The following is a 23,206-nucleotide window of genomic DNA, read 5'->3' as shown; positions in this document are numbered from 1 at the left end:
GCGTTGTCCACAGGTCATCGGCCCGTGGTGGCTGAAGTCGGGCATCGCGGGCAGAATTTGGGCATGAGGGAGGGGAAGAACCGGGCTTCGCCCGACGGGTGCGGCCGACGCGACCGATGAGCGGGAGGCAGCAGTGAGGACAGCGACACTGGGGCCGGCGGAACGTGCCGAGTCACTCGCATCCATGGCCGAGCGCGAGCTGGACGTGCTGGTGGTCGGCGGAGGCGTGGTGGGCGCGGGCACGGCGCTCGACGCCGCGACGCGTGGTCTGTCCACGGGTCTGGTCGAGGCGCGCGACTGGGCGTCCGGCACGTCCAGCCGGTCCAGCAAGCTGATCCACGGCGGGCTGCGGTATCTGGAGATGCTGGACTTTCCCCTCGTGCGCGAGGCGTTGAAGGAGCGGGGACTCCTCCTGGAAAAGCTCGCTCCGCACCTCGTGAAGCCGGTGCCCTTCCTCTACCCGCTGCAGCACAAGGGCTGGGAGCGGCTGTACGCCGGGTCGGGCGTGGCGCTCTACGACGCCATGTCCATGGCCCGGGGACACGGCCGGGGCCTGCCCGTGCACCGGCACCTGACGCGCCGTCACGCCCTGCGCGTGGCCCCGTGCCTGAAGAAGGACGCCCTGGTCGGCGCGCTGCAGTACTACGACGCGCGGGTGGACGACGCCCGCTTCGTGGCCACGCTGGTGCGCACGGCGGCCTCGTACGGGGCGATGGCCGCCAACCACGCACGGGTCACCGGCTTCCTCCGGGAGGGTGAACGCGTCGTCGGCGCCCGGGTCCAGGACCTGGAGGGGGGCGGAGAGTACGAGATCCGCGCCAAGCAGGTCGTCAACGCCACCGGCGTGTGGACCGACGACACCCAGGCGATGGTGGGGGAGCGCGGGCAGTTCCACGTGCGGGCCTCCAAGGGCATCCACCTGGTCGTCCCCAAGGACCGCATCCACTCCACCACCGGCCTCATCCTGCGCACCGAGAAGTCCGTGCTGTTCGTCATCCCGTGGGGCCGTCACTGGATCGTCGGGACCACCGACACCGACTGGGACCTCGACAAGGCCCACCCGGCCGCGTCCAGCGCCGACATCGACTACCTGCTGGAGCACGTGAACGCGGTGCTCGCGGTGCCGCTCACCAGGGACGACGTGCAGGGTGTGTACGCCGGTCTGCGACCGCTGCTGGCCGGTGAGTCCGACGCCACCAGCAAGCTGTCCCGCGAGCACACGGTGGCGCACCCCGTGCCCGGACTCGTCGTGATCGCGGGCGGCAAGTACACGACCTACCGGGTCATGGCCAAGGACGCGGTGGACGAGGCCGTGCACGGCCTCGACATGCGGGTCGCCGACTGCGTCACGGAGGATGTACCGCTGCTGGGCGCCGAGGGCTACCGGGCGTTGTGGAACGCCCGGGCACGGATCGCCGCCCGGACCGGGGTGCACCCCGTGCGCGTCGAGCACCTGCTCAACCGCTACGGCTCGACGGCGCAGGAGGTCCTGGACCTCATCGTCTCCGACCCGGCACTGGGTGAGCCCCTGCAGGCCGCCGACGACTACCTGCGGGCCGAGATCGTCTACGCCGCCTCCCACGAGGGCGCGCGGCACCTGGACGACGTGCTGACCCGCCGCACCCGCATCTCCATCGAGACCTTCGACCGGGGGACACGCAGTGCCCGGGAAGCGGCGGAGCTGATGGCGCCGGTCCTGGGGTGGGACAAGGACCAGGTCGAGCGCGAGGTGCAGCACTACGAGAAGCGGGTGGAGGCCGAACGGGAGTCGCAGCGGCAGCCCGACGACCTCACGGCGGACGCGGCGCGGCTGGGCGCGCCGGACATCGTTCCCCGGTAGCGGCTGGGCTCGCGCCGGTGCCCCGGGACGGGGGGGCTGCCTCGCCCGGGTGGGGCAGGGGCTCGGGGCGCCGACTGGGGTGGGTGGGTGGTTGTGGGCTCGGGGCGCCGGATGACGTGGCTGGTTGTGGACTCGGGGTGCCGGCTGGGGTGGCGGGTTGTGGGCACCGGGCGTCCGTTCGGGTGGGTGATCGCGGCTCCGGGGCGTCCGTTCCGGGTGGCGGGCGGGTGCGCGTCCGCCCCTGTGCTGGTGGGGCGGACGGCGGGATGCGTGGTGCTGTGAGGGCGGACCGCCTGACTGGGCCTGCACGCCGCCTGACGGGGCCTGCACGGGGTGGCTCGGGTACGCGCCGGTCCGGGCTGGTCGGCCCAGCATGAAGGGCTGCGGGGGTGCCGGGCTGCCGGCGGGGCCCCGGCCGCGCTGGGACGGGCGCACCGGTTCACTCGAACGAGTGCAGGAATCCGGGATCTTCGTTCGGAACCGGGTCGTTCTACGAGGTGCGGGGGCAGAACTCGGCGGCGAGCATCGCGGGCTCGAGACCGGGATCGCTTATGGCGTCCGTGTTCACCCGGAGGGTGAGGACACGCCGGCCGTCGACGGTGGCCGCGGTGCGCACGTAGCTGCCGGATATCCGGCCGTTGTGTCCCCACACCGTGGTCCCGCACGGCAGCTCCTCGGGGAACAGGCCCAAGCCGTACGAGCCGTGTGCGGCACGGGTGTCGAGCATCTCGCGCATCCAGCGCGGGGGCAGCAACTCACCGCTGAGCAGGGCCGAGTAGAAGCGGTCCAGATCGGCGAGCGTGGTGACCAACTCACCTGCGGCTCCGGCCACCCGCGGGTCGAGTTCGGTCACGTCGGTTCCGTCGGCGGCGTAGGCCCGGCCGTGCGGCGCGGGAAGGGAGGTGCGGGATCCCGGAAAGGAGGTGCCCGTCAGACTCAGCGGAGCGATGATGCGCCGCTCGGCCTCGGCGGCGTAGGAGTGGCCCGTGATCTGTTCGACGACCTCGCCGAGCAGCACGTAGTTCGTGTTCGAGTAGGAGTAACGGCCGGGATCGGCCGGAGGGTGGGTGAGTGCCAGACGTATGGACTGACGAGGAGTGAGAGGGATCGTTCCTCGGGTGTCGGCGGCGAAGTCGTGGAGGCCGCTGGTGTGGTTGAGCAGAGAACGCAGGGTCAGCGCGCGGCCGTCGTTGCCGGCTCCCCGCACCACGTCCGGCAGGTGCTCCTCCACCGTGTCGGACAGGGAAAGGCGGTGCTCCTCGGCCAGTTGGAGCACCACGGTCGCGACGAAGGTCTTGGTGATGCTCCCGGCGCGGAAGTGGTCGGACCGCGCCACACCGGGTCCGGCGTCGGCATAGCGGTACCCGCTCCCCTCCTTCGCCAGGAGGGCCGCGGCGGGCGCCTCGCCCCCGGTGACCAGCAGGGGGAGGAGCGCGTCCGTGGGCGGGTCCGCCGGCGCCGACGACGCGGCCGGTGCCATCGCCAAGAGGGCCAGGGACACAGGAACGGCCAGTAGCCTGCGCAATGACGGCATCCCGGTTCCTCCCTGGTCGGATGCACATCATGCAAGGCGCCTTTACGCGGCCTTCATCCGGGGCCGTGATCCTCTGGGGCCGGAGGCCCGGGCCCGGACACCCTGGGCGTCGGGCACTTGTCGGGTGAGGGACAATGAAGGCTCTGTCAGGGCGGGTTGCATGAGGGGACGCATGTCGGAGCCGGAGCGGGCGGGGACATCTCGTCAGGACAAGAGCGCACGCCTCCTCGCCGGGCGGTACCGGCTGGGAGATGTGCTCGGCCGCGGCGGCATGGGGACGGTGTGGCGTGCCGAGGACGAAACCCTGGGCCGGACCGTCGCCGTCAAGGAGCTCCGCTTCCCGTCGAACATCGACGAGGAGGAGAAGCGCCGGCTGATCACGCGGACCCTGCGCGAGGCCAAGGCGATCGCCAGGATCCGCAACAACAGTGCGGTGACCGTCTTCGACGTGGTCCAGGAGGACGACCGGCCCTGGATCGTGATGGAACTCGTCGAGGGCAAGTCGCTCGCCGAGGTCATCCGCGAGGACGGCCTGCTGGAGCCCAAGCGGGCCGCCGAAGTGGGCCTCGCCGTGCTGGACGTCCTGCGGTCCGCACACCGTGAGGGCATTCTGCACCGGGACGTCAAGCCGTCGAACGTGCTGATCGCCGAGGACGGCCGCGTCGTGCTCACCGACTTCGGCATCGCGCAGGTCGAGGGCGACCCGTCCATCACCTCCACCGGCATGCTGGTCGGCGCTCCCTCCTACATCTCCCCGGAGCGGGCCCGCGGCCACAAGCCGGGGCCGGCCGCCGATCTCTGGTCGCTCGGCGGACTGCTGTACGCGGCGGTGGAAGGGGCGCCGCCGTACGACAAGGGGTCCGCGATCGCCACGCTCACGGCGGTCATGACGGAGCCGCTCGAGGAGCCGAAGAACGCCGGGCCTCTTCGGGACGTCATCCACGGGCTCCTGACCAAGGACCCCGCGCAGCGGCTCGACGACGCCGGGGCGCGGGCGATGCTGAACTCGGTCATCCACGCGCCCGCGCCGCGCGGTGAGGCCGAACCGGCGGACGCGACCAAGGTCGTGCCGTTGCCCGAGCAGATCGGTGGGCGGGCCGACGAGCGGGGCGAGGAACCCGGGGAGCGGCTGCGGGGCGCCTTCAGTTCCATGCGCAAGGTGGCTGCCGCGGCAGGGGCGGCCGGTGCCGCCCTCGCTGGGCGCGCCAAGTCCGACGGGAGTGCCCCGAGTTCGGGCTCGGGCGCTGTTCCGGGCCCCCGGGAGCGGGGTGGACCGGCCGCGCCTGCCGCCCGCACGGCGTCAGCAGGCTCAGCCGCTTCCTCTCCCACTGCGCCGCCTGTTCCGGCCGGCAACCCGTCCGCGTCCCCGTCCGCCTCCTCGCCCTCACCATCTTCCGGCTCACCTTCCGCTTCCCCCTCCCCCTCCCCCTCCCCCTCCCCCTCCCCCTCCGCCTCCGCTCCGGGAGCGGCGTCGGTGTCGGGCGCCGGGCACCCTGCCGGTGCGGAGCGTCAGGCGAAGGACGGTACGGGCGGGCGGAGTTCGGGGTGGCCCGTGATGACGCCTCCGGACCTTCCACCGACGCCGGTGCGCCGCGCGCCGCTGACCGACGTCGTACCACGGCGGACGCTGATCATCATCGCGGTGGTCGTGGCGCTCGCGGTGCTCGGCACCGTCCTCGCCCTGACCCTCGGCGGTGACGAGGACACCGGCGGCGCCAAGGGCGGCACCGGTGACAAGACGGTGGCCGGCGCGACACCCAGCGCCAGCACCAAGGGCGACGAGGACGACAGCGCCCAGCCCAACGGTTCCCCGGGCGGTGCCGAACAGGACGCCGGCGACGATGCGGAGGACGACGCCCCAGGGGCCGGCCAGGACGAGGACGGCAGTGACGAGGGCGGGAAGGAGGACGGGGCGGGCGACGACGCCGGTGACGTCGCGGTGGACCGGACCCACCAGGGCAAGCAGGGTTACTCGATCGGGCTGCCCGCGGGCTGGAAGTACGTCTCGACGGGTGCCGCGGGCGACCGGTTCACCGGCCCCGACGGCCAGAAGCTCCTCGTCGCCTGGACCTCCACGCCGAAGAGCGATCCCGTCGCGGACTGGAAGAACCAGGAACGCTTCATGCGGCGTTCGCAGTACCGGCAGATTCGTATAGAGAAGGTGGACTACCGAGGCTGGAACGCGGCCGACTGGGAATTCACGTATTCCGAGGGCGGCACGAAGTACCGCACCATCGACCGGGGATTCGTCGTCGACGGCCGGGTCGGCTACGCGTTGATGTACACCGCCAAGGCAGGTGACTGGGACGGCGACCGGCGTGAGACGACGTGGCGGACCCTCACGGAGACCTTCCAGCCCAAGTCCTGACACGGCGTCGCGCCGCAGCCGCCGGACTGCCCTTGCGTGCCACGGCAGTCTCGGCGCAGCCCGCAGCCCGCAGCCCGCAGCCCGCAGTCCACGGGGCACAGCACACAGCGCACACCGCCCACGGCACGGTGCACGGCGAGGTCCGGGCGACCTGGACCACGGCGGAGCCACAGCTCATGTGGCGTCCCAGGCATGAACCGCTCCCGGAATGGGGAGGCAGATGTGGCATCCCCGCTCTGCGGGTTGCCTCCGGCACGTATCGTGAGTGCTTGCGGACCGTACGCAGCGGGAATGGTCCGCCGTACGAACGGAATTGACCGACCGTACCGCCGGGGGAGGCATCGTGGACGAATACGCGGGACGTGTTCTCGCCGACCGCTACCGCCTGCCCCTGCCGCCCTCCGACGAGTACGAACTGACCGAGACGCGGGCCTTCGACACCTACAGCGGTCAGGAAGTGCTGGTCAGGCAGGTCCCCTTGCCCGAGGTGGTCGAGGCGGAGGTGCTCGACGCCGAAGGGCTGCCCGACGGCTTCACGGCCCGGGACGGTGGTGTACGGCGCCCGTCCGGGCGTTCCTCCGCGCGTACGGGCACGCGGCGGCCGGCGGACCCGGTGGTGCGCCGCGCGGTCGAGGCCGCGCAAGCGGCGGCTGCGATCCCCGACCATCCGCGGCTGGACCAGGTCTTCGACGTGTTCGCGGAGGGTGGTTCGCTGTGGGTCGTCAGTGAGCTGGTGCCTGCCCGTCCGTTGTCCGCCCTGCTGGCCGAGAAGCCGCTGTCGCCGTACCGGGCGGCGGAGGTGGCCGCCGACGTCCTGATGGCGCTGCGGGTGCTGCACGCCCACGGCTGGGTCCACCGCAACATCACCGCGCGCACCGTGCTGGTCTGCGACGACGGCCGGGTGGTGCTCACCGGTCTCGCGGTGGGCGCAGCGGAAGAGGCGCTGTGCGGCTACGACCCTGTTCCGGAGGCCGAGGCGGATGACCCGCAGCCGGGTGCGGAACCCGGCCGGGCCGGGCCGCGGCCGGACGGTCCCGGGGGGACCTTCGGGGGACCGGTCACCGGGCCGCCCGTCCCGGGAGCGCCCGTCGCAGGGACACCGGTCGCCGGCACTCCGGGGATGCCGCACGGTTTGACGCAGGTGATGCCCGGGGGCGCAGCGATGCATCCCGGCGGTGTGGCGGGAGGTCCGGGCGTCCCCGGCGCTGCCGGCATCCCTGGTGTTCCGGGGCCCGGCCGTCGGGTGGGCCCGGAGCACACCGAGGGGCGCGGGCCGGGCGGTGGGCCGTCCTGGCCGCCCGGCTTCTCCGCGGACCCCGCCCTCGGACCCCATCCCGGCACGGATCCCGACGCCGCACGGCGGGCCGCCATCGAGGCGCGGGCGGGCCGGCTGCCCGCCGCCGGTGCCGACCCGGCCCACGGGCTTCCCTCCGCCACCGCCCCGCGGGCTCTGGACCGGGCGGGCGACGTGCGGGCGGCCCGCGCCGGTGCCATCGCCGCCTACCGGGCGGGAGCCCGGGCCGCCGCCAGGGTGCAGGAGGCCCAGCAGACCGGCAGAACGGCGCTGCCGGGTGCCCGTCCCGCCCCCGAGGGCGGGCCTGCCTCCGCGGGCAGTGCCGCTCCGCCGGGGCAGATAGCGGACCCGTACGGTGTCGGCGCCACCGGGTGGCACCGCGCGGCTCCTCGCCCCGGCCCCGCCGGACCGGGCGCCGGCGAGGATCTCGGCACCGCGGCCGCCTCCGGCGACGACGCCACCGGACCGGGACGAGGCGCGGCCCCTCGCCCCGGCGCCGCCGGACCGGGCGCCGGCGAGGATCTCGGCACCGCGGCCGCCTCCGGCGACGACGCCACCGGACCGGGACGCGCTGCCCTGGCCCCCGGAGCCGGACCCGCGCAGGCGCTCGGTCCGGCCGCCGGTACCTCCGCGACGGGCGGGACACCGGACACGGCCCGCTGGGACGACCTCGTGGCCCGCACCCCCGCCCGAGGTGGGCCCACCACGGCCCTGGCGGCCGAGCGGGCGCGCCAGGCCCGGATGGCCGTGGTCGGGCCGGTGACGGAGCGGTGGGCGCCCGAGCAGGCCGGTCCGGTGCACGAGAACTGGCAGCTGGCCGCCCCGATCGGTCCCGCGACGGACCTGTGGGCGCTGGGTGCGCTGCTGTTCCGGGCGGTGCAGGGGCACGCCCCCTACCCGGAGGAGTCGACGGCGGAACTGGTGCAGATGGTGTGCGCGGAGCCGCCGGCGTTCGCCGAGGAGTGCGGGCCGCTCCGGCCGGTGGTGGAGTCGCTGCTGCGGCAGGATCCCACCGAGCGCAGCGACGTCGAGGAACTGCGCGGCTGGCTGCGTTCGTTGGTGCGGTCGGCCCCGGAGCCGGAGGCGGGCGTCAACGTCATCACCGCGCCGCCCGTGGACGCCCGGCGGCTGCCGGTCATACGGCGCCGGGGCGAACTGGTGCGCAGGCGGCGTGCGGGACTCCCCGCTCAGCAGGCACGGCACAAGCGGAGCAGGGAGAAGAGGGGCTCGCCCCGGCGCCTGGGGCGCACCCTGCTCCTACTGGTGCTGCTCGGCATGGCCGCGGCGATCGCCTACGCGATGCTCTTCATGCCGAAGGCGGGCGAGGACACCGGGGGAGCGGCGACCGACCGCACCGGCGCCGTCGGCGCGACACCGGGACCGCCGGACGCCGGTGGCGACGCCTCCGCGGGACCGGGCTCCTCGCAGCCGTCGGACGACGGAGAGGACGGCGGGGCAGCGGGCGGCGACAAGGAGTCGGCGCCCTCGGCGGAGACCCAGACCACGGGCCCGGAGGTGGCCGAGGGCTTCACGCTGCGCAAGGACCCCGAGGGCTTCCGGATCGCCGTGGCCGAGGGCTGGACGCGCACCGCGAAGAACGGCAGCGGCCAGGTCGTCTACTCCCAGGGCGACTTCGAGCTCATCGTCGTGCCGGGCCGGGACAGCGCCGCCCGGTACGGCAGCGACCCCATGGCTTACCAGCGGGACGCCGAGCGGGAACTCCAGCCGTACCGGGACTCCAGCTGGGCCACGTCGACCGGGCTGAAAAGCATCGAGGTGGGTGGACGGAGCATGGCCGAGGGACAGTTCACCTGGACCGGGTCGAGCGGTGACCTCTACGTCCGCAACCTCGCGGCATTGATCGACGGCCGCTACCACGTGGTCCAGGTACGCGGACCCGAGAGCCGGCGCGACGAGGTGACCCGGCACTTCGAACAGGCCTCGGCGACCTACCAGCCGACGGACTGACAGTCACGGACTGACAGTCACGGACTGGCGGTCCCGCACGGCCGGGCACGGACCGGCGGTCACGGACAAGGGTCCCGGATCAACGGTCCCGGATCGGCGGTCCCGGAGCGGCGGTCCCGGAGCGGCGGTCACGGACTGATGGCCCTGGATTGACGGGCACGCTGACGGTCACCGACTGACGGAAACGGCCGGACACGGACCGACGTGCCGGAACCGATGTTCGCGACCGACGGGGACCGACCTACGGCCGGCCGTGGAACGAGAGGCCCACGGACGGATTTTCCCGCACTTCGGTTGCCCGGTGAGGCGTATCGCGACAACCGTCACAGTGCGGTCTCCTTGGTACCTCGTCGGTTCCCAGGAGGGGACTAGATCCTTACGCTGACCCTGTCAAGACCATTGCGGGGCAACGTGAATCAGATGCAGGGCCGACTCGTCGCGGGCCGTTACCGGCTCGGCGAGGCCATCGGCAACGGTGGCATGGGCCGGGTGTGGCGGGCACGCGATGAGGTGCTGCACCGGTCGGTCGCCATCAAGGAGTTGACCGCGGCGCTGTACGTCTCCGACAGCGAGCAGGCCATGCTGCTGGCCCGCACCCGCGCCGAGGCACGGGCCGCCGCGCGGATCAACCACTCCGCCGTCGTCACCGTGCACGATGTCCTCGAGCACGACGGTCGGCCGTGGATCGTCATGGAGCTGGTCGAGGGGCGTTCGCTCGCGGACGCCGTAGAGGAACAGGAGCGCGTCGAACCGCGGGAGGCGGCGCGCATCGGCCTGTGGGTGCTGCGCGCCCTGCGCGCCGCGCACCGGGCGGGAGTGCTGCACCGGGACGTGAAGCCCGGCAACGTGCTGCTCGGCCGGGACGGCCGGGTGCTGCTCACCGACTTCGGCATCGCGCAGATCGAGGGCGACACGGCCATCACCCGGACCGGCGAGGTGGTCGGCTCGGTCGACTACCTGGCGCCCGAGCGGGTCCGCGGCCACGACCCCGGCCCCGCCTCCGACCTGTGGGCTCTCGGGGCGACGCTGTACACGGCGGTGGAGGGCAGGTCCCCGTTCCGGCGCACCTCGCCGCTGACGACCATGCAGGCGATCGTCGAGGAGGACGTCGACGACCCCCGCCACGCAGGGCCCCTCCTCCCCGTCATCGCGGCCCTCCTCCGCAAGGATCCGGCCGCCCGGCCCGACGCCGAACGTGCCGAGGAGATGCTCGTCGACGCCGCGGAGGGCCGCCGGCCGGACGGTGCGCAGGCATATGTACCGACTCGGCCCGTCACCCCGCCGGGAGCGCCCGGGCACGGCACGCGGCCGGACACCGCCGCGCCACTGCCGGCCGCTCACGGTTCCACGGCCGTTCCCGCCCCCGCCCCCACCCGCCCGGGTGCTCCGGGTCCCGGTCCCGGGCCCGGGCCGGGGCCCGGTGGCGGGCCGCGGGCCGCGGGGCACACCGTCCCGCACACCGCGAGCGCTCCCGGTACCGCCGTCACAGGCGGCGGCCGCCGAGGGGGACGGCGGCGTATGGTCGCGCTGGTGGTGGCGCTGGCGGCGATCATCGGCGGAGGCACCGCGGTGGTCCTGCAGCAGCGGGGTGACAACGGCCGGCCGGGCGGCGGGGCGTCCGCCGCGTCGTCCGCCTCCCCGGCGGCCGAGGCAGCGGAGGAGACGGGGTCGCCGGGCGGCCTCCCGGCGGGCTGGGTGCGCCGCACCGACCCGTTCGGGTTCAGCGTCGTCCTCCCGGGTGCCGACTGGGAGCGCGTCGCACCGGACGGGAACAACCGCCAGGTGGACTACACGCCCGACGGCGGCAAGCACTTCCTGCGCATCGCCGTCGACGACTCACCGGATTTCGACGACCCCTACGAGCATCTGAGTGACCTGGACCAGCAGATAGGACAACGGCTGGTCGACTACCGGCGGACCGGGTTGCGGCGCCTCCTCTACCGGGACCGCGACGCGGCCCGGCTGGAGTACACCTGGACGGCGCTGCCCAAGGACACCGAGTTCCCCGGCCCGTACCGGGCGGTCGACCAGATGTACCTGGCGCGCGACGGTGTCGAGTACGCGCTCTACATGGCCGGGCCGGCCGAGGACTGGGACACCACGCGGGCTCAGTTCGAGACGGTGCTCAAGGGCTGGCGCGAGCGCTGAGGGCCTGAGGGAACGCGGCGCCCGACGGTCCCGGCGGCCCCGCGTCAGCGACCCGTCGGACCCCAGGGGCCTCCTCCCGGCCGTCCGCAGGGGCGGGCTCGGCTCCGCCTGCCTCTGCGGTCACGCGCGCCGCGAGCCCTGAACACCGACTCGCCGTCTCGCGGAGGCCCCGGCCGTCCGGCCCCGGCTGCCCGGCCCCCCGCCCCGCTTCCCGGGCGACGGACAACGGCCGAGCGCCAACCCATAACCGCCAACCGCCAACCGCCACACGCCAACGGGCAAGGGCTCGTCCGCTCGGTTCCCGCGCCGCGCCGGGCCGGCGCCGGGCGCCCCGCACGCGCAACGCATCGGACGCACCGCCGGACACACGCGCCCGGCACGCACCGCGGACACACGCGCCCGGCACGCACCGCGGGCACACGCGCCGGGCAACCCCGTCCCGCACCTGCGAGGGCGCTCCCCGCTTGGCCGAATCGCCGTACCGGAGGGGGGACATCCGGTGGGGCATGATGGGCGCATGGTGACCGAGGGGGCGTCTGGAAACGGGAACGCTCGGCACAACGCCCGTGTCATAGCGGGCCGTTACCGGTTGGAGGAGAAGCTCGGGCGCGGCGGGATGGGAGTGGTGTGGCGGGCGACCGACGAGTTGCTCGGCCGGGGCGTCGCCGTCAAGGAACTCCCGGTGGACGAGACGCTCTCGGCCGCGGAGGCCCGCAAGCAGCGGGACCGCACCCTGCGCGAGGCCCGCGCACTGGCCCAGTTGCACCACCCGCACATCACGGTCGTCCACGACGTCGTGGAGGACGACGACCGTCCGTACATCGTGCTGGAGTTGATCGACGGCGTCTCGCTCGCCGAGCGGATCGCCCGGGACGGACCGGTCGGTGCGGACGAGGCCGCCCGCATCGGCATCGACCTGCTGGGCGCGCTCCGGGCCGCGCACACGGCGGGCGTACTGCACCGGGACCTCAAACCGGCCAACGTCCTGCTGGAGGACGGCACCGACCGCGTCGTGCTGACCGACTTCGGCATCGCCCGGGTCGCGGGCGCCACGACGCTCACCGAGCACGGCTCCTTCGTCGGCTCGCCCGAGTACACCGCGCCCGAGCGCATGGCGGGGGCCCGGACCGGCCCGGAGTCCGACCTGTGGTCGCTGGGCGCGCTGCTCTGCACGGCCCTCAGCGGCGAGTCGCCCTTCCGGCGCGACTCGCTCGGCGGGGTCCTCCACGCGGTCGTGGTCGACGAGGTGCGGCCGCCCGCGCAGGCCGGCCCGATCCTGCCCGTCGTCCAGGGCCTGCTGGAGCGAGAGCCAGGACGGCGGCTGGACGCGGACGCGGCGGAACGCATGCTGCGGGCCTTCCGCGAGACGGGGCGCACCCCGGACGTGCCGCCGCTCGACGGGCCGCCCCCCGGCCGGGAACCGCGACGGCGTCGGAGCCGGATCCGACGGGAGGGTGCCGCGGGGCGCACCCACGACGACGGGCTCCGGCCACCTGGGCCCGACGCCGGAGGGCGCCCGGCCGGGCCGCCCGCACGGAGCCGGCTGGTGGCGGTGCTGGCGGTCGCCGCGATGGCGGTGGCCGGTGTCTCGGCGGCGGCACTGCTCATGGACCATGACGGCGACGGCGGTCTCCCCCCGTCCACCACCTCCCCGGAACCTCCCGCGACCACCACTCCGGAGTCCCCTACGGCCACCGTCCCGGCACCCCGCACGGCCACCGCGCCCGAGAGCCCGGCGGATACCGAGCCCGAGGGCCCGGAGGGCACGGCGCCAGGGAGCCCGGCGGGCACGGTGTCGGAGACGCCCGCACGGTCGACGTCCCGGACGGCCGAGACCAGGCCCGCGACGGACCGTCCGGCCACCGCTGCGCAGGACGCCTCACCCGGGCTCCCGCGCCCGGCGCCTTGAGCACACCTCCCGCGGCCTCCCGGTCGGCGCCGTACCCGCCGCCCTTCGCGCGGGCGTCCGCCCGCTCCCTCGCCGCGCCACTCACGCCGTTCGCAGCACCGACCGCCTCCGTCCGGGCCGCGGCAGTGCCCCCACGCCCCCGCCCGGTCCTCTGACCGGCGCACCAGCGATCCCCCCGTGGGCGGGAAGCCCAGCGCACCAGCGCCCCCCCCGGTGACGGGAAGCCCGGAGCCCGGAGCCCCGGAGCCCCGGAGCCCGGCGCCCCGGAGCCCCGGCGGCGGTCCCTGCCCCGCCGCCCGCCCGGTGGACGGCACCACTAGGGCGGGTCAGTAGGTCCCCGTAGGGGTTCAAAGGGGATATATGGGGCGCTCCGGGGTCACGGGTCTGTGACCGGACACGGCCCCCTGTGGAACCGTGGGGGCCCGGCGCGATATGGATGGACCATGAGCAACAACGGGGGACCCCGCCACGGCGCCGACGAACCGACCAGTTTTGGTCTGCAACCGCCGAACCCGCAGCCGCCCGCGGCCGCACCGCACCCCGGCAACCCCTACGCGATGCCGACCCGGGTGGTCCCTCCGCAGGACAACGGCCGGGCGGGGGCAGGGGAGCGGCAGCATCCCGCGTCCTCCGGGCAGGAGCCCCCGGCGCCCCCCGCCCAGGAGCACCCGGCGGTCCCGGCGCCCGATGATCCCCGGTCCGTGCCCCCTGCCCCGCCGCAGTCGCGGGCGTCGCACGACCCCGGCACGGGGCGGCTCATCGCGGGCCGGTACCGGTTGCTCGGCAAACTCGGACACGGCGGCATGGGCACCGTGTGGCGGGCGAAGGACGAGACGGTGGACCGGGAGGTCGCGGTCAAGGAGCCGCGCGTCCCGGACCATCTTCCCGACCGCGAACGCGCCAACGTCTTCGAGCGGATGCGGCGCGAGGCCCGTGCGGCGGCCCGGCTCGACCACCCGGCGGTCGTCACCGTGCACGACGTCGCGGTCGTCGACGGGCAGCCGTGGATCGTCATGGAACTGGTCCAGGGCCGCTCCCTGGGCGCGGTGCTCCAGGAGGAGGGCACCCTGGCGCCGCGCGAGGCGGCCCGCGTCGGCCTGGAGGTGCTCGGCGCCCTGGAGGCCGCCCACGCGGCAGGCGTCCTGCACCGGGACGTCAAGCCGGACAACGTGATGCTCGGCCGGCACGACCGGGTCGTCCTCACCGACTTCGGCATCGCCCAGATCGAGGGCGAGACCAACCTCACCGACACCGGCGGCTTCGTCGGCTCCCCCGAGTACATCGCTCCGGAGCGCGTGATGGGCCGGCGTCCGGGCCCGGCCTCCGACCTGTGGTCGCTCGGTGTCGTGCTCTACGCGGCGACGGAGGGCGTGTCGCCGTTCCGCCGCAGCAACACGCCGGCCACGCTGCAGTCGGTCCTCAACGCCACTCCGGCGCACCCGGCCGCCGCCCAGGGGCCGCTGGCCGAGGTCATCACCGCGCTGCTGGACAAGGATCCGGCGCGTCGGCCGAACGCCGCCCGCGTCCGTGCCCTGCTGGAGGCCGCGGCGAACCCGCCCGCGCCACCGGCCCCCACCCGGATCGCGCAGGTGCCCGTGCCCGGCTCCGGCGGGAAGGGGATCCGGCTCGGCCGCAAGGCGCTGGCCGGGCTGGGCGCGGCGGTCGTCGCGGCCGCGGTGGCCGCGTACCTCGTGATCGCGGACCCCTTCGCGGGTCCGCTGCCGGACGGCTGGAAGACCCGCGTGGAGAAGGACCTCGCGGTGAGCATGGCCGTTCCGGAGGGCTACCAGCGGTCGGTGCCGGACGAGGACTCCACGAACAAGGGTCACTGGGTCCGCTACACCGACTGGAGCGGCAGCATCTGGGTCGGTCTCACACTGGACCGGAAGAGCGAGGACACCGGCAACGACATCGCGGGCTCGGCGGACGCGGAGATGTACGACGACGACGCCGAGTTCAAGGAACGCGGCAACTACAACCTCGGCATGCCGTCGGACCCGAAGACCGACCCCCGGCCGAACCTCACCCATCAGGGCAGGAAGGCCGCGGAGAACACCATCGTCTACACCACCGACGACTCCCGGGACCCGCGCCCCCGCGAGATGCGGATCTTCTACTACCGGTCCTCCGCGGGCGACATGTACAAGCTGACGGTCAGCTACCCGGGCAAGGGTGACTTCACGGAGCGCGGGCGGGACGTGGCGAAGACCGTCATCGAGAACCTCGACGTCACCAAACCCTGACCGGACGACGCGCCACCGCCGACCCGGAACCGACTCCGGCGATCCCCGGCGATCCCCGACGCCCCCACGTCACCGGCCGCTTCGGGCCGCGGACCCGGCGCCCCTCGCCGGCGCCCCTCTCCGGCGTCCGTCGCATCCGGCCGGACGCCGGCACTCCGGGCCCGTCCACGGCACGTCCACGGCACGGAGGGCCGGCGCAGAGCCCGCTCCTGCTCCGGCCCTTCGCTCCTGCGCCGTGGACGGGCCCTGCGCCGGCCCCCGAAAGCGCTCCGGGCCGGCCGGGAGGTTCCGTGACCGAGTTGAGACCCGGTCGTGTGGGCCGGGTGCCCGGCGTTGGTCAATGCCCTGATCAGGGCCTTTGTTGCCAGCGTTCACTGGCGGCGTGTGAGCGGTCGGTGAATCTGTTACCGACGGGTACACAAAGTGTTCGCCCCGGCATACCCTGCGGCACATGACCGACGCGCAGACCCGGGAAACGACCGGCACCAATCCCCTCGCCCCCGCCCCCGAGGGTGTCCGCACCGCCGCCGACGTGGTCACGCCGGAGCTGGTCGCCCAGCTCACCAAGGGCGTCGTCGGATCGGGGCGCACCGCCAACCACACCCCGTTCACCGGCGAGAAGCTGGCCGACCTGCCCGAGTCGACGCCCGAGGACGTCGCGCTGGCCTTCGAGACGGCGCGGGCCGCCCAGGCCGTGTGGGCGAGGACGCCGGTCCGGCAGCGTGCGGCCGTCCTGCTGCGCTTCCACGACCTGCTGCTGGAACGCCAGGCCGAGGTGCTCGACCTCATCCAGCTGGAGACCGGCAAGGCCCGGCTGCACGCCCACGAGGAGGTCCAGGCGGTGGCCGTCGCCGCGCGCCACTACGGCCGCCGGGCCGCCGCCTACCTGCGGCCCAGGCGGCACGCGGGGGCCGTCCCGGCACTGACCAAGGTCATCGAACTGCGCCACCCGCGCGGTGTGATCGGCCAGATCGTCCCCTGGAACTACCCCCTCGAACTGTCCGTCGGTGACGCGCTGCCCGCCCTGGTGGCCGGCAACGCGGTGGTCATGAAGCCCGACACCGAGTCCTGCCTGACCGCCCTGTGGGCCCGGGACCTGCTGATCGAGGCGGGGCTGCCCGCGGACGTGCTCCAGCCCGTCATCGGTCTCGGCCCGGTCGTCGGCCCGGAGGTCGTCAAGCGCGGCGACTACGTCTCCTTCACCGGCTCCACCCGCACCGGCCGCGAGGTCGCCACGGTCGCCGCCGACCGTCTCGTCGGCGTCTCCCTCGAACTGGGCGGGAAGAACGCCATGGTGGTCCTGGAGGACGCCGACATCGAGAAGGCGGCGGCCGGTGCCGTCCGCGCCTGCTTCTCCTCGGCGGGGCAGCTGTGCATTTCCATCGAGCGGCTGTACGTCCACGAGTCGATCGCCGACACCTTCCTGGAGCGCTTCACCGCCCGCACGCGCGCGATGCGGCTGGGCAGCGCCCTCGCCTACGGCGCGGACATGGGCTCGCTGGTCAGCGGACACCAGCTGGAGACGGTGACCCGGCACGTGGACGACGCCGTAGCCCAGGGCGCGACCGTGGTCGCAGGCGGGGTCGCCCGGCCCGACATCGGCCCCTTCTTCTACGAACCGACCATCCTCGAAGGCGTCACGGAGAGCATGAGCCTGTGCGCCGAGGAGACCTTCGGCCCCGTCGTCTCCGTCTACCGCTTCGGCACCGACGACGAGGCGGTCGAGCGTGTCAACTCCACTCCGTACGGGCTGAACTCGTCGGTCTGGACGAAGACCCCCCGGCGCGGCCGGGACATCGCCGCGCGGCTGCGCACCGGAACCGTGAACATCAACGAGGGGTATGCCTCCGCCTACGGCAGTGTCCAGTCGCCGATGGGCGGCATGAAGGATTCCGGGCTCGGCCGCCGGCACGGCTCCGAGGGCATTCACAAGTACACCGAGTCCCAGACCGTCGCCCACCAGCGGCTGCTGCCGATGGCTCCCTCGCTCGGCATGGACGACGCGCAGTACGCGGCGTTCATGAGCCGGAGCCTGCGCCTGATGAAGGCGTTCCGGTTCCGCTGAGCCCCTTCCCGCACCACTCCGGCGGCGGGCCCACCCCGCCGCCGGCCGGCTTTCGACGAGGAGAGCACGTGCCCCAGGACCACTCCGCCCCCGAGCCCGCAGACACCGCGCGGCCCACCGCCGCCGACGCCGCCCCTGCCCAGGACGCCCCGGCGGCCGACGCCCCCGCGGCCACCACGCAGGACGTCCCGGCGGACGCACCCGGCCCCCGCCGCGCCCCCGACGCCGACGCCGACCCCGATCCCGATCCCGGTCAGGCGTACGACTACGACGTCCTCGTCGTGGGTTCCGGCTTCGGCGGGTCCGTGTCGGCGCTGCGCCTGACCGAGAAGGGGTACCGCGTCGGCGTCCTGGAGGCCGGCCGCCGCTGGACCCGGGAGACCCTGCCGAAGAACTCCTGGGACCTGAAGAACTACCTGTGGGCTCCCAAGCTGGGCATGTACGGCATCCAGCGCATCCACCTCCTGGGCAACGTCATGGTGCTGGCCGGCGCGGGCGTGGGCGGCGGCTCCCTCAACTACGCCAACACCCTGTACGTACCGCCCAAGCCGTTCTTCGAGGACCCGCAGTGGCGGGACATCACCGACTGGCAGGACGAGCTGAAGCCGTACTACGACCAGGCCCGGCGCATGCTCGGGGTGCGTCTGAACCGGACGATGACCCCTTCCGACGTCCACCTGAAGGCGGCGGCCGAGCGGATGGGCGTGGGGGACACCTTCCACATGGCCCCGGTCGGCGTCTTCTTCGGCGACGGCGAGGACGCCGACGGGACCGTGAAGGCAGCACCCGGTCAGGAGGTGCCCGACCCGTACTTCGGCGGGGCGGGGCCGTCGCGGCGGGCCTGTGCCGAGTGCGGCGAGTGCATGACCGGCTGCCGGCACGGCGCCAAGAACACCCTGAACGAGAACTACCTCCACCTTGCCGAGAAGGCGGGCGCCGTCGTCCACCCCATGACGACGGCCGTGGCGGTGACGGAGGACGGACGCGGCGGTTTCGCCGTGACCACCGTGCCGACCGACCGGCGCCGCAAGGGCCGCGGCCGCACCTTCCGGGCGCGCCGGGTCGTCCTCGCCGCGGGCACGTACGGCACCCAGACGCTGCTGCACCGCATGAAGGAGGCCGGGCGGCTCCCGCACCTCTCCGACAAGCTGGGCGAACTCACGCGCACCAACTCCGAGGCCCTGGTCGGTGCCCAGACCGACAACCGCCGCTACCGCAGGGCGACGGGCGCGCCGCGCGCCGACTTCACCCGCGGAGTCGCCATCACGTCCTCGATCCACCCCGACGAGAACACCCACATCGAGCCGGTCCGCTACGGCTACGGCTCCAACTCGATGGGTGCCCTGTCGATCCTCCAGGTGCCCTACGCGCGCAGCGGTTCCGGCGCCGCCCGGGTGCTGGGCTGGCTGGGGAACGCCGCACGGCACCCGGTGCTGACGGTGCGGTCGCTGTCCAACCGGCGCTGGTCGGAGCGGACCATCATCGCCCTGGTGATGCAGTCGCTGGACAACTCCCTCACGACCCGGCTGAAGCCGTCCGGCGTCGGCAAGGGGCTGCTCACCGCCCGCCAGGGCCACGGGTCCCCCAACCCCAAGCAGATCAAGGCGGCCACCGAGGGCGCGTCCGCGCTGGCGGCCGAGATCAACGGCTTCGCGGGCTCCAACGTGGGTGAGCTCACCGGGATGCCGCTCACCGCCCACTTCCTGGGCGGCTGCCCGATCGGCGCCTCCCCGGACACCGGGGTGATCGACCCCTACCACCGGCTCCACGGCCACCCCGGCATCTCCGTGGTGGACGGTGCCGCCGTCTCGGCGAACCTGGGCGTGAACCCGTCGCTCACCATCACCGCCCAGGCCGAGCGGGCCATGTCGTACTGGCCCAACAAGGGGGAGACCGACCCGCGACCCGCGCAGGGGGAGCCGTACCGGCGCCTCCGGCCGGTCGAGCCGAAGTCCCCGGCGGTCCCGGCGGACGCCTTCGGCGCGCTGAAGCTGCCGTTCCTGGGGATCCCCGCGGTGCCGCCGAAGAAGTGAGCCGGGCGGGTCGGAGCCGGAAGGGCTCCGGACAGGGCTGCCGAAAAGGTGAGGACCTGCGCCCCCCTCCGAGCGCAGGTCCTCCGACGGCCCCGGACGGGGCCCGTGGCTTCGGAGGGTTTGATCGCTGAGCCCCACGGATGGTTGTCCCGTCAATCACGAATTGCCGTGTGACGTGGATCACAGCCGCTTTCCGGGTTCGCGTACAGGTCAGTGGCTTGTGGCTTGGGGTCCTGTCCCTATTGCCTCTATTGCCCCTCTTGCCCCTGCTGTTCTGCCGGGCCTGCTGGGCCTGCTGGGCCGGTCCCCGTCCTGGGTCCGTGTCCGGGCGTGCGAAGGGCCCCGCGGGACGGAGCCGCGGGGCCCTTCCTTCCGTCAGCACCGGCGTCAGGGGCTGCGCCGGTGCCTGGGAGCGGCGCCGGGGGGCAGCGCCGCTGGTCTCGAACGCCCTGTCGCCGCCGCGACCCGGAGTCCGGCGGGCACGCAGGGGTGGGGTCCCGGCAGTGTCCGGCGGTCTACCGGTCGTGGGCCGGCTCAGGGCGATGCAGTTGTCTGCGGGGGGACGTGGGCGCGTACGCATTGTCCTCGACGTGCGCCGCCCCCGCTGCCTGGCGATGCGGACCCGGATGCGGTCCCGCCGGCCGGCTCCGGGCGTCCCCGGAGCCGGCCGTTCTCTTGGGTGACCGGGCTGCTGTCCCCTGCCGTCCGGTCACTTGTCCGGAGCGAGGTCCCACGACGCACGGCACGATCCGCACGTCTCATCGCTCCGGCGAGCCACGCGTGGTTCTTTCGGGCCCGCCCCTGGCTGGCACGGACATCGGTTCCAACGAAGCGGTTCCCCCGGCGGTCACGCGCCGTACGGGTGAGAAGGATGCGTACGTCTGTGCCGTGGACGTCAGATCCGGCCCCGGCACAGCTCCAGCAGGGTCATGGCCAGGGTGGTGCCCGGCTTGCCCAGTGCGTCGCGGTAGTGGGCGAGGACCTCCATCTCGCGGGACAGGTTCACCCGGCGCCCGCCGGAGGCGATCCGTTCCTTCTGGATGACGGCCGAGACGGCCATCCGTTCCTGGACCAGGCCGATGATCCGGTCGTCGAGCGCGTCGATCCGCTCCCGCGCGCCGGTGATCAGCGCGGCGGCCTCGTCGGTGCGGGCACCGGTCCGCTCGGGGGACGGTCCGGCCGGGGCGGCGGCCGGGCCGGGGGCGGCGGGACCGGTGGTGGACGGGCCGGTCGCGGTGGCCGGGGCGGTCGTGGCGGTGGCGGCGGTCATGAGGGCTCCTCGCGGTACGGGACGCGGTGCCCCGGAGCGACAGGCCCCGGACGAACGCAGACGCCCCGGGCCTTGTCGGCCCGGGGCGCCTGGGAAGTCGCTTGTCAGATGCTCAAGCAGCACGACCATGGCAGCCGGCGGGCCGGGTGCCATAGGTAAAGAGGAAGGTCGGGTGCGTGAGCATGGGGTCAGTATGCCGCGCCGCGTCCGCACGTCCAACCCGGACCGGATGATGAGACGGGGCCGGACGGCCCGGTGTGCGTCCCCCGGTAGAATCGGGACGCACAAGCTCCCGCCCCACCGCCGGAAGGCACCCCGTGTCCTCAGCGACTCCCGCTGCCCCCGCGCCCGACACCGTTCTGGTCGTCGACTTCGGCGCGCAGTACGCCCAGCTCATCGCCCGTCGCGTCCGCGAGGCGCGGGTCTACAGCGAGATCGTGCCGAGCACCATGCCGGTCGAGGAGATCATCGCCAAGAACCCCGCGGCGATCATCCTCTCCGGAGGCCCCTCGTCCGTGTACGAGGCCGGTGCCCCGACCGTCGACCCGGCGCTGTTCGAGGCCGGTGTCCCCGTCTTCGGCATGTGCTACGGCTTCCAGCTGATGGCGCAGAGCCTCGGCGGCCAGGTGGACAACACCGGGGCCCGCGAGTACGGCCGCACAGAGCTGCACGTCTCCAAGGTGTCCTCCACCCTCTTCGAGGGCACGCCGGCCGAGCAGGCGGTCTGGATGTCCCACGGCGACGCCTGCTCCGCCGCCCCCGAGGGCTTCACCGTGACCGCTTCCACGGACGTCGTGCCCGTGGCCGCGTTCGAGAACGACGAGAAGAAGCTCTACGGCGTCCAGTACCACCCCGAGGTGATGCACTCCACGCACGGGCAGCAGGTGCTGGAGCACTTCCTGTACCGGGGCGCGGGCCTGACGCCCGACTGGACCACCGGCAACGTCATCGAGGAGCAGGTCGCGGCCATCCGCGAGGCGGTCGGCGACAAGCGCGCCATCTGCGGTCTGTCCGGCGGCGTGGACTCCGCGGTCGCCGCGGCCCTCGTGCAGAAGGCCATCGGGTCCCAGCTGACCTGCGTCTATGTCGACCACGGCCTGATGCGCAAGGGCGAGACCGAACAGGTCGAGAAGGACTTCGTCGCCGCGACCGGCGTGCAGCTGAAGGTGGTCGACGCGAGCGAGCGGTTTTTGGCCGCGCTCAAGGGGGTGTCCGACCCCGAGGAGAAGCGGAAGATCATCGGCCGCGAGTTCATCCGGGTCTTCGAGCAGGCCCAGGCCGAGATCGTCGCCGACGAGGGCCCGGCCGTCGAGTTCCTGGTCCAGGGCACCCTGTACCCGGACGTCGTCGAGTCCGGCGGCGGCACCGGCACCGCCAACATCAAGTCGCACCACAACGTCGGCGGGCTGCCCGAGGACCTTGAGTTCAAGCTGATCGAGCCGCTGCGCCAGCTGTTCAAGGACGAGGTGCGGATGGTCGGCCAGGAGCTCGGCCTGCCCGACGAGATCGTCCAGCGCCAGCCGTTCCCCGGCCCCGGCCTCGGCATCCGGATCGTCGGCGAGGTCACCAAGGAGCGGCTGGACCTGCTCCGCGAGGCCGACGCCATCGCCCGCGAGGAGCTCTCCGCGGCCGGCCTCGACCGTGACATCTGGCAGTGCCCGGTGGTCCTGCTCGCGGACGTCCGCAGCGTCGGCGTCCAGGGCGACGGCCGGACCTACGGCCACCCGATCGTCCTGCGGCCGGTGTCCTCCGAGGACGCCATGACCGCCGACTGGTCGCGGCTGCCGTACGACGTCCTCGGGAAGATCTCCACCCGCATCACCAACGAGGTGCGCGACGTCAACCGGGTCGTCCTGGACGTGACCTCCAAGCCGCCGGGGACCATCGAGTGGGAGTGAGCCCCCTGCGGGCTCAGGTCCGTTTGAGCGTGCGCACCGGCGCTCCGGGCTTCCAGACCTGCACGACGAGGTACTTCTCGTCCTCCACGTAGGTCCGTACGACCTCCGTCAGCTCGGTGCGGAAGAGGTGGAACGGCTCCGGCGGTTCCATCTCTTCGCTGTACGCGGCCCGGCTCTCCGCATCCTCGACCTCCACCGCCCGGCCGCAGACGCGTACGTCGCCCCCGCCCATGGCGGTGCCCTCCCCGGGATTCGCCTGAAGGGCGAAGCGCGGATCCCGCCGCAGGTCAAGCGCCTTGAGCGAGCCCGGCATCATGCCGAGCCACAGTTCGCCGCCGAGGAAGCGCACCTCCAGGCCGCTGGTGCGGGGCGAGCCGTCCTTGCGCAGGGTGGCCAGGACGTGGTGGGTGTGGGCGCCGAAGCGTTCCTCGACGGTCCTCGCCAGGCCGGGTTCGGCGGTGGCGAAAGTCTCCCAGTTCGTCGTCATGCCAGGAGTGTGCCTCGGATACCGGACACCGACTGTCTGCATTTCTCCCGGTAGCGCGGCGCGCCGCATCTTCACGGGAATGATCCACGGACAGCGCCCACGGACAGCGCCCACGGACAGATCCCCACAGACAGATCCCTCGCGGAAAG

General features: G+C 73.5%; 12 protein-coding genes. 9 read left to right on the top strand and 3 right to left on the bottom strand.

Annotated features, from left to right (window positions below; genetic code table 11):
* Positions 1-133: 133 nt before the first annotated feature.
* A complete protein-coding gene (locus tag ACSU53_RS11935; RefSeq protein ID WP_437027161.1) occupies positions 134-1,840 on the top strand; it encodes a glycerol-3-phosphate dehydrogenase/oxidase in 1,707 nt (568 codons plus the stop codon).
* 490 nt (positions 1,841-2,330) lie between these two features.
* On the opposite strand, the gene ACSU53_RS11930 is transcribed toward ACSU53_RS11935, so the two are convergent.
* Entirely contained in the window at positions 2,331-3,374 is a 1,044-nt protein-coding gene (locus ACSU53_RS11930) for a serine hydrolase domain-containing protein (protein ID WP_437027160.1), read from the bottom strand.
* A gap of 172 nt (positions 3,375-3,546) precedes the next feature.
* Here ACSU53_RS11930 and ACSU53_RS11925 point away from each other — a divergent pair, with 172 nt between their 5' ends.
* From ACSU53_RS11925 to ACSU53_RS11895, 7 genes are all read left to right on the top strand, one after another.
* Complete coding sequence (locus tag ACSU53_RS11925) at positions 3,547-5,742, top strand: serine/threonine-protein kinase (RefSeq protein ID WP_437027158.1); 2,196 nt, start codon at positions 3,547-3,549, stop codon at positions 5,740-5,742.
* A gap of 343 nt (positions 5,743-6,085) precedes the next feature.
* Positions 6,086-9,004, top strand: coding sequence for a protein kinase (locus ACSU53_RS11920; protein WP_437027156.1), 2,919 nt, complete (start codon positions 6,086-6,088; stop codon positions 9,002-9,004).
* Between the two features lie 420 nt (positions 9,005-9,424).
* Positions 9,425-11,152, top strand: a complete 1,728-nt coding sequence (locus ACSU53_RS11915; protein ID WP_437027154.1) for a serine/threonine-protein kinase — start codon at positions 9,425-9,427, stop codon at positions 11,150-11,152.
* A gap of 517 nt (positions 11,153-11,669) precedes the next feature.
* A complete protein-coding gene (locus ACSU53_RS11910; RefSeq protein ID WP_437027152.1) occupies positions 11,670-13,061 on the top strand; it encodes a protein kinase domain-containing protein in 1,392 nt (463 codons plus the stop codon).
* 443 nt (positions 13,062-13,504) lie between these two features.
* Positions 13,505-15,304: a serine/threonine-protein kinase gene (locus ACSU53_RS11905; protein WP_437027150.1), complete on the top strand. Its 1,800-nt coding sequence runs from the start codon at positions 13,505-13,507 to the stop codon at positions 15,302-15,304.
* 451 nt (positions 15,305-15,755) lie between these two features.
* Positions 15,756-17,369 carry a succinic semialdehyde dehydrogenase gene (locus tag ACSU53_RS11900; RefSeq protein ID WP_437027148.1) on the top strand — a complete coding sequence of 538 codons (1,614 nt, stop codon included), beginning with the start codon at positions 15,756-15,758 and terminating at the stop codon, positions 17,367-17,369.
* A 281-nt stretch (positions 17,370-17,650) separates the two neighbouring features.
* On the top strand, positions 17,651-19,402 hold the full coding sequence (locus ACSU53_RS11895; protein ID WP_437033147.1) for a GMC oxidoreductase: 1,752 nt from the start codon (positions 17,651-17,653) through the stop codon (positions 19,400-19,402).
* 895 nt (positions 19,403-20,297) lie between these two features.
* Here ACSU53_RS11895 and ACSU53_RS11890 read toward each other — a convergent pair.
* Positions 20,298-20,672, bottom strand: a complete 375-nt coding sequence (locus tag ACSU53_RS11890; RefSeq protein WP_437027146.1) for a chorismate mutase — start codon at positions 20,670-20,672, stop codon at positions 20,298-20,300.
* Between the two features lie 317 nt (positions 20,673-20,989).
* On the opposite strand from ACSU53_RS11890, the gene guaA reads away from it, so the two are divergent.
* Positions 20,990-22,570, top strand: a complete 1,581-nt coding sequence (gene guaA, locus ACSU53_RS11885) for a glutamine-hydrolyzing GMP synthase (protein ID WP_437027144.1) — start codon at positions 20,990-20,992, stop codon at positions 22,568-22,570.
* Between the two features lie 13 nt (positions 22,571-22,583).
* Here guaA and ACSU53_RS11880 read toward each other — a convergent pair whose 3' ends face one another.
* Positions 22,584-23,057 carry a pyridoxamine 5'-phosphate oxidase family protein gene (locus ACSU53_RS11880; RefSeq protein ID WP_437027142.1) on the bottom strand — a complete coding sequence of 158 codons (474 nt, stop codon included), beginning with the start codon at positions 23,055-23,057 and terminating at the stop codon, positions 22,584-22,586.
* Positions 23,058-23,206: the final 149 nt, after the last annotated feature.

Origin of the sequence: Streptomyces sp. enrichment culture (assembly GCF_964273255.1) — a bacterium.
Taxonomy (GTDB): domain Bacteria; phylum Actinomycetota; class Actinomycetes; order Streptomycetales; family Streptomycetaceae; genus Streptomyces.
Note: the sequence above shows the minus strand (reverse complement) of the source record. Positions and strands in the feature narration are given on the sequence as shown.

Excerpts from the sequence above, each read along its gene's own strand:
- ACSU53_RS11930 (WP_437027160.1), bottom strand. The coding sequence starts at position 3,374 with ATGCCGTCATTGCGCAGGCTACTGGCCGTTCCTGTGTCCCTGGCCCTC.
- ACSU53_RS11925 (WP_437027158.1), top strand. The coding sequence starts at position 3,547 with ATGTCGGAGCCGGAGCGGGCGGGGACATCTCGTCAGGACAAGAGCGCA.
- ACSU53_RS11915 (WP_437027154.1), top strand. The coding sequence starts at position 9,425 with ATGCAGGGCCGACTCGTCGCGGGCCGTTACCGGCTCGGCGAGGCCATC.
- ACSU53_RS11910 (WP_437027152.1), top strand. The coding sequence starts at position 11,670 with ATGGTGACCGAGGGGGCGTCTGGAAACGGGAACGCTCGGCACAACGCC.
- ACSU53_RS11905 (WP_437027150.1), top strand. The coding sequence starts at position 13,505 with ATGAGCAACAACGGGGGACCCCGCCACGGCGCCGACGAACCGACCAGT.
- ACSU53_RS11900 (WP_437027148.1), top strand. The coding sequence starts at position 15,756 with ATGACCGACGCGCAGACCCGGGAAACGACCGGCACCAATCCCCTCGCC.
- ACSU53_RS11890 (WP_437027146.1), bottom strand. The coding sequence starts at position 20,672 with ATGACCGCCGCCACCGCCACGACCGCCCCGGCCACCGCGACCGGCCCG.
- ACSU53_RS11880 (WP_437027142.1), bottom strand. The coding sequence starts at position 23,057 with ATGACGACGAACTGGGAGACTTTCGCCACCGCCGAACCCGGCCTGGCG.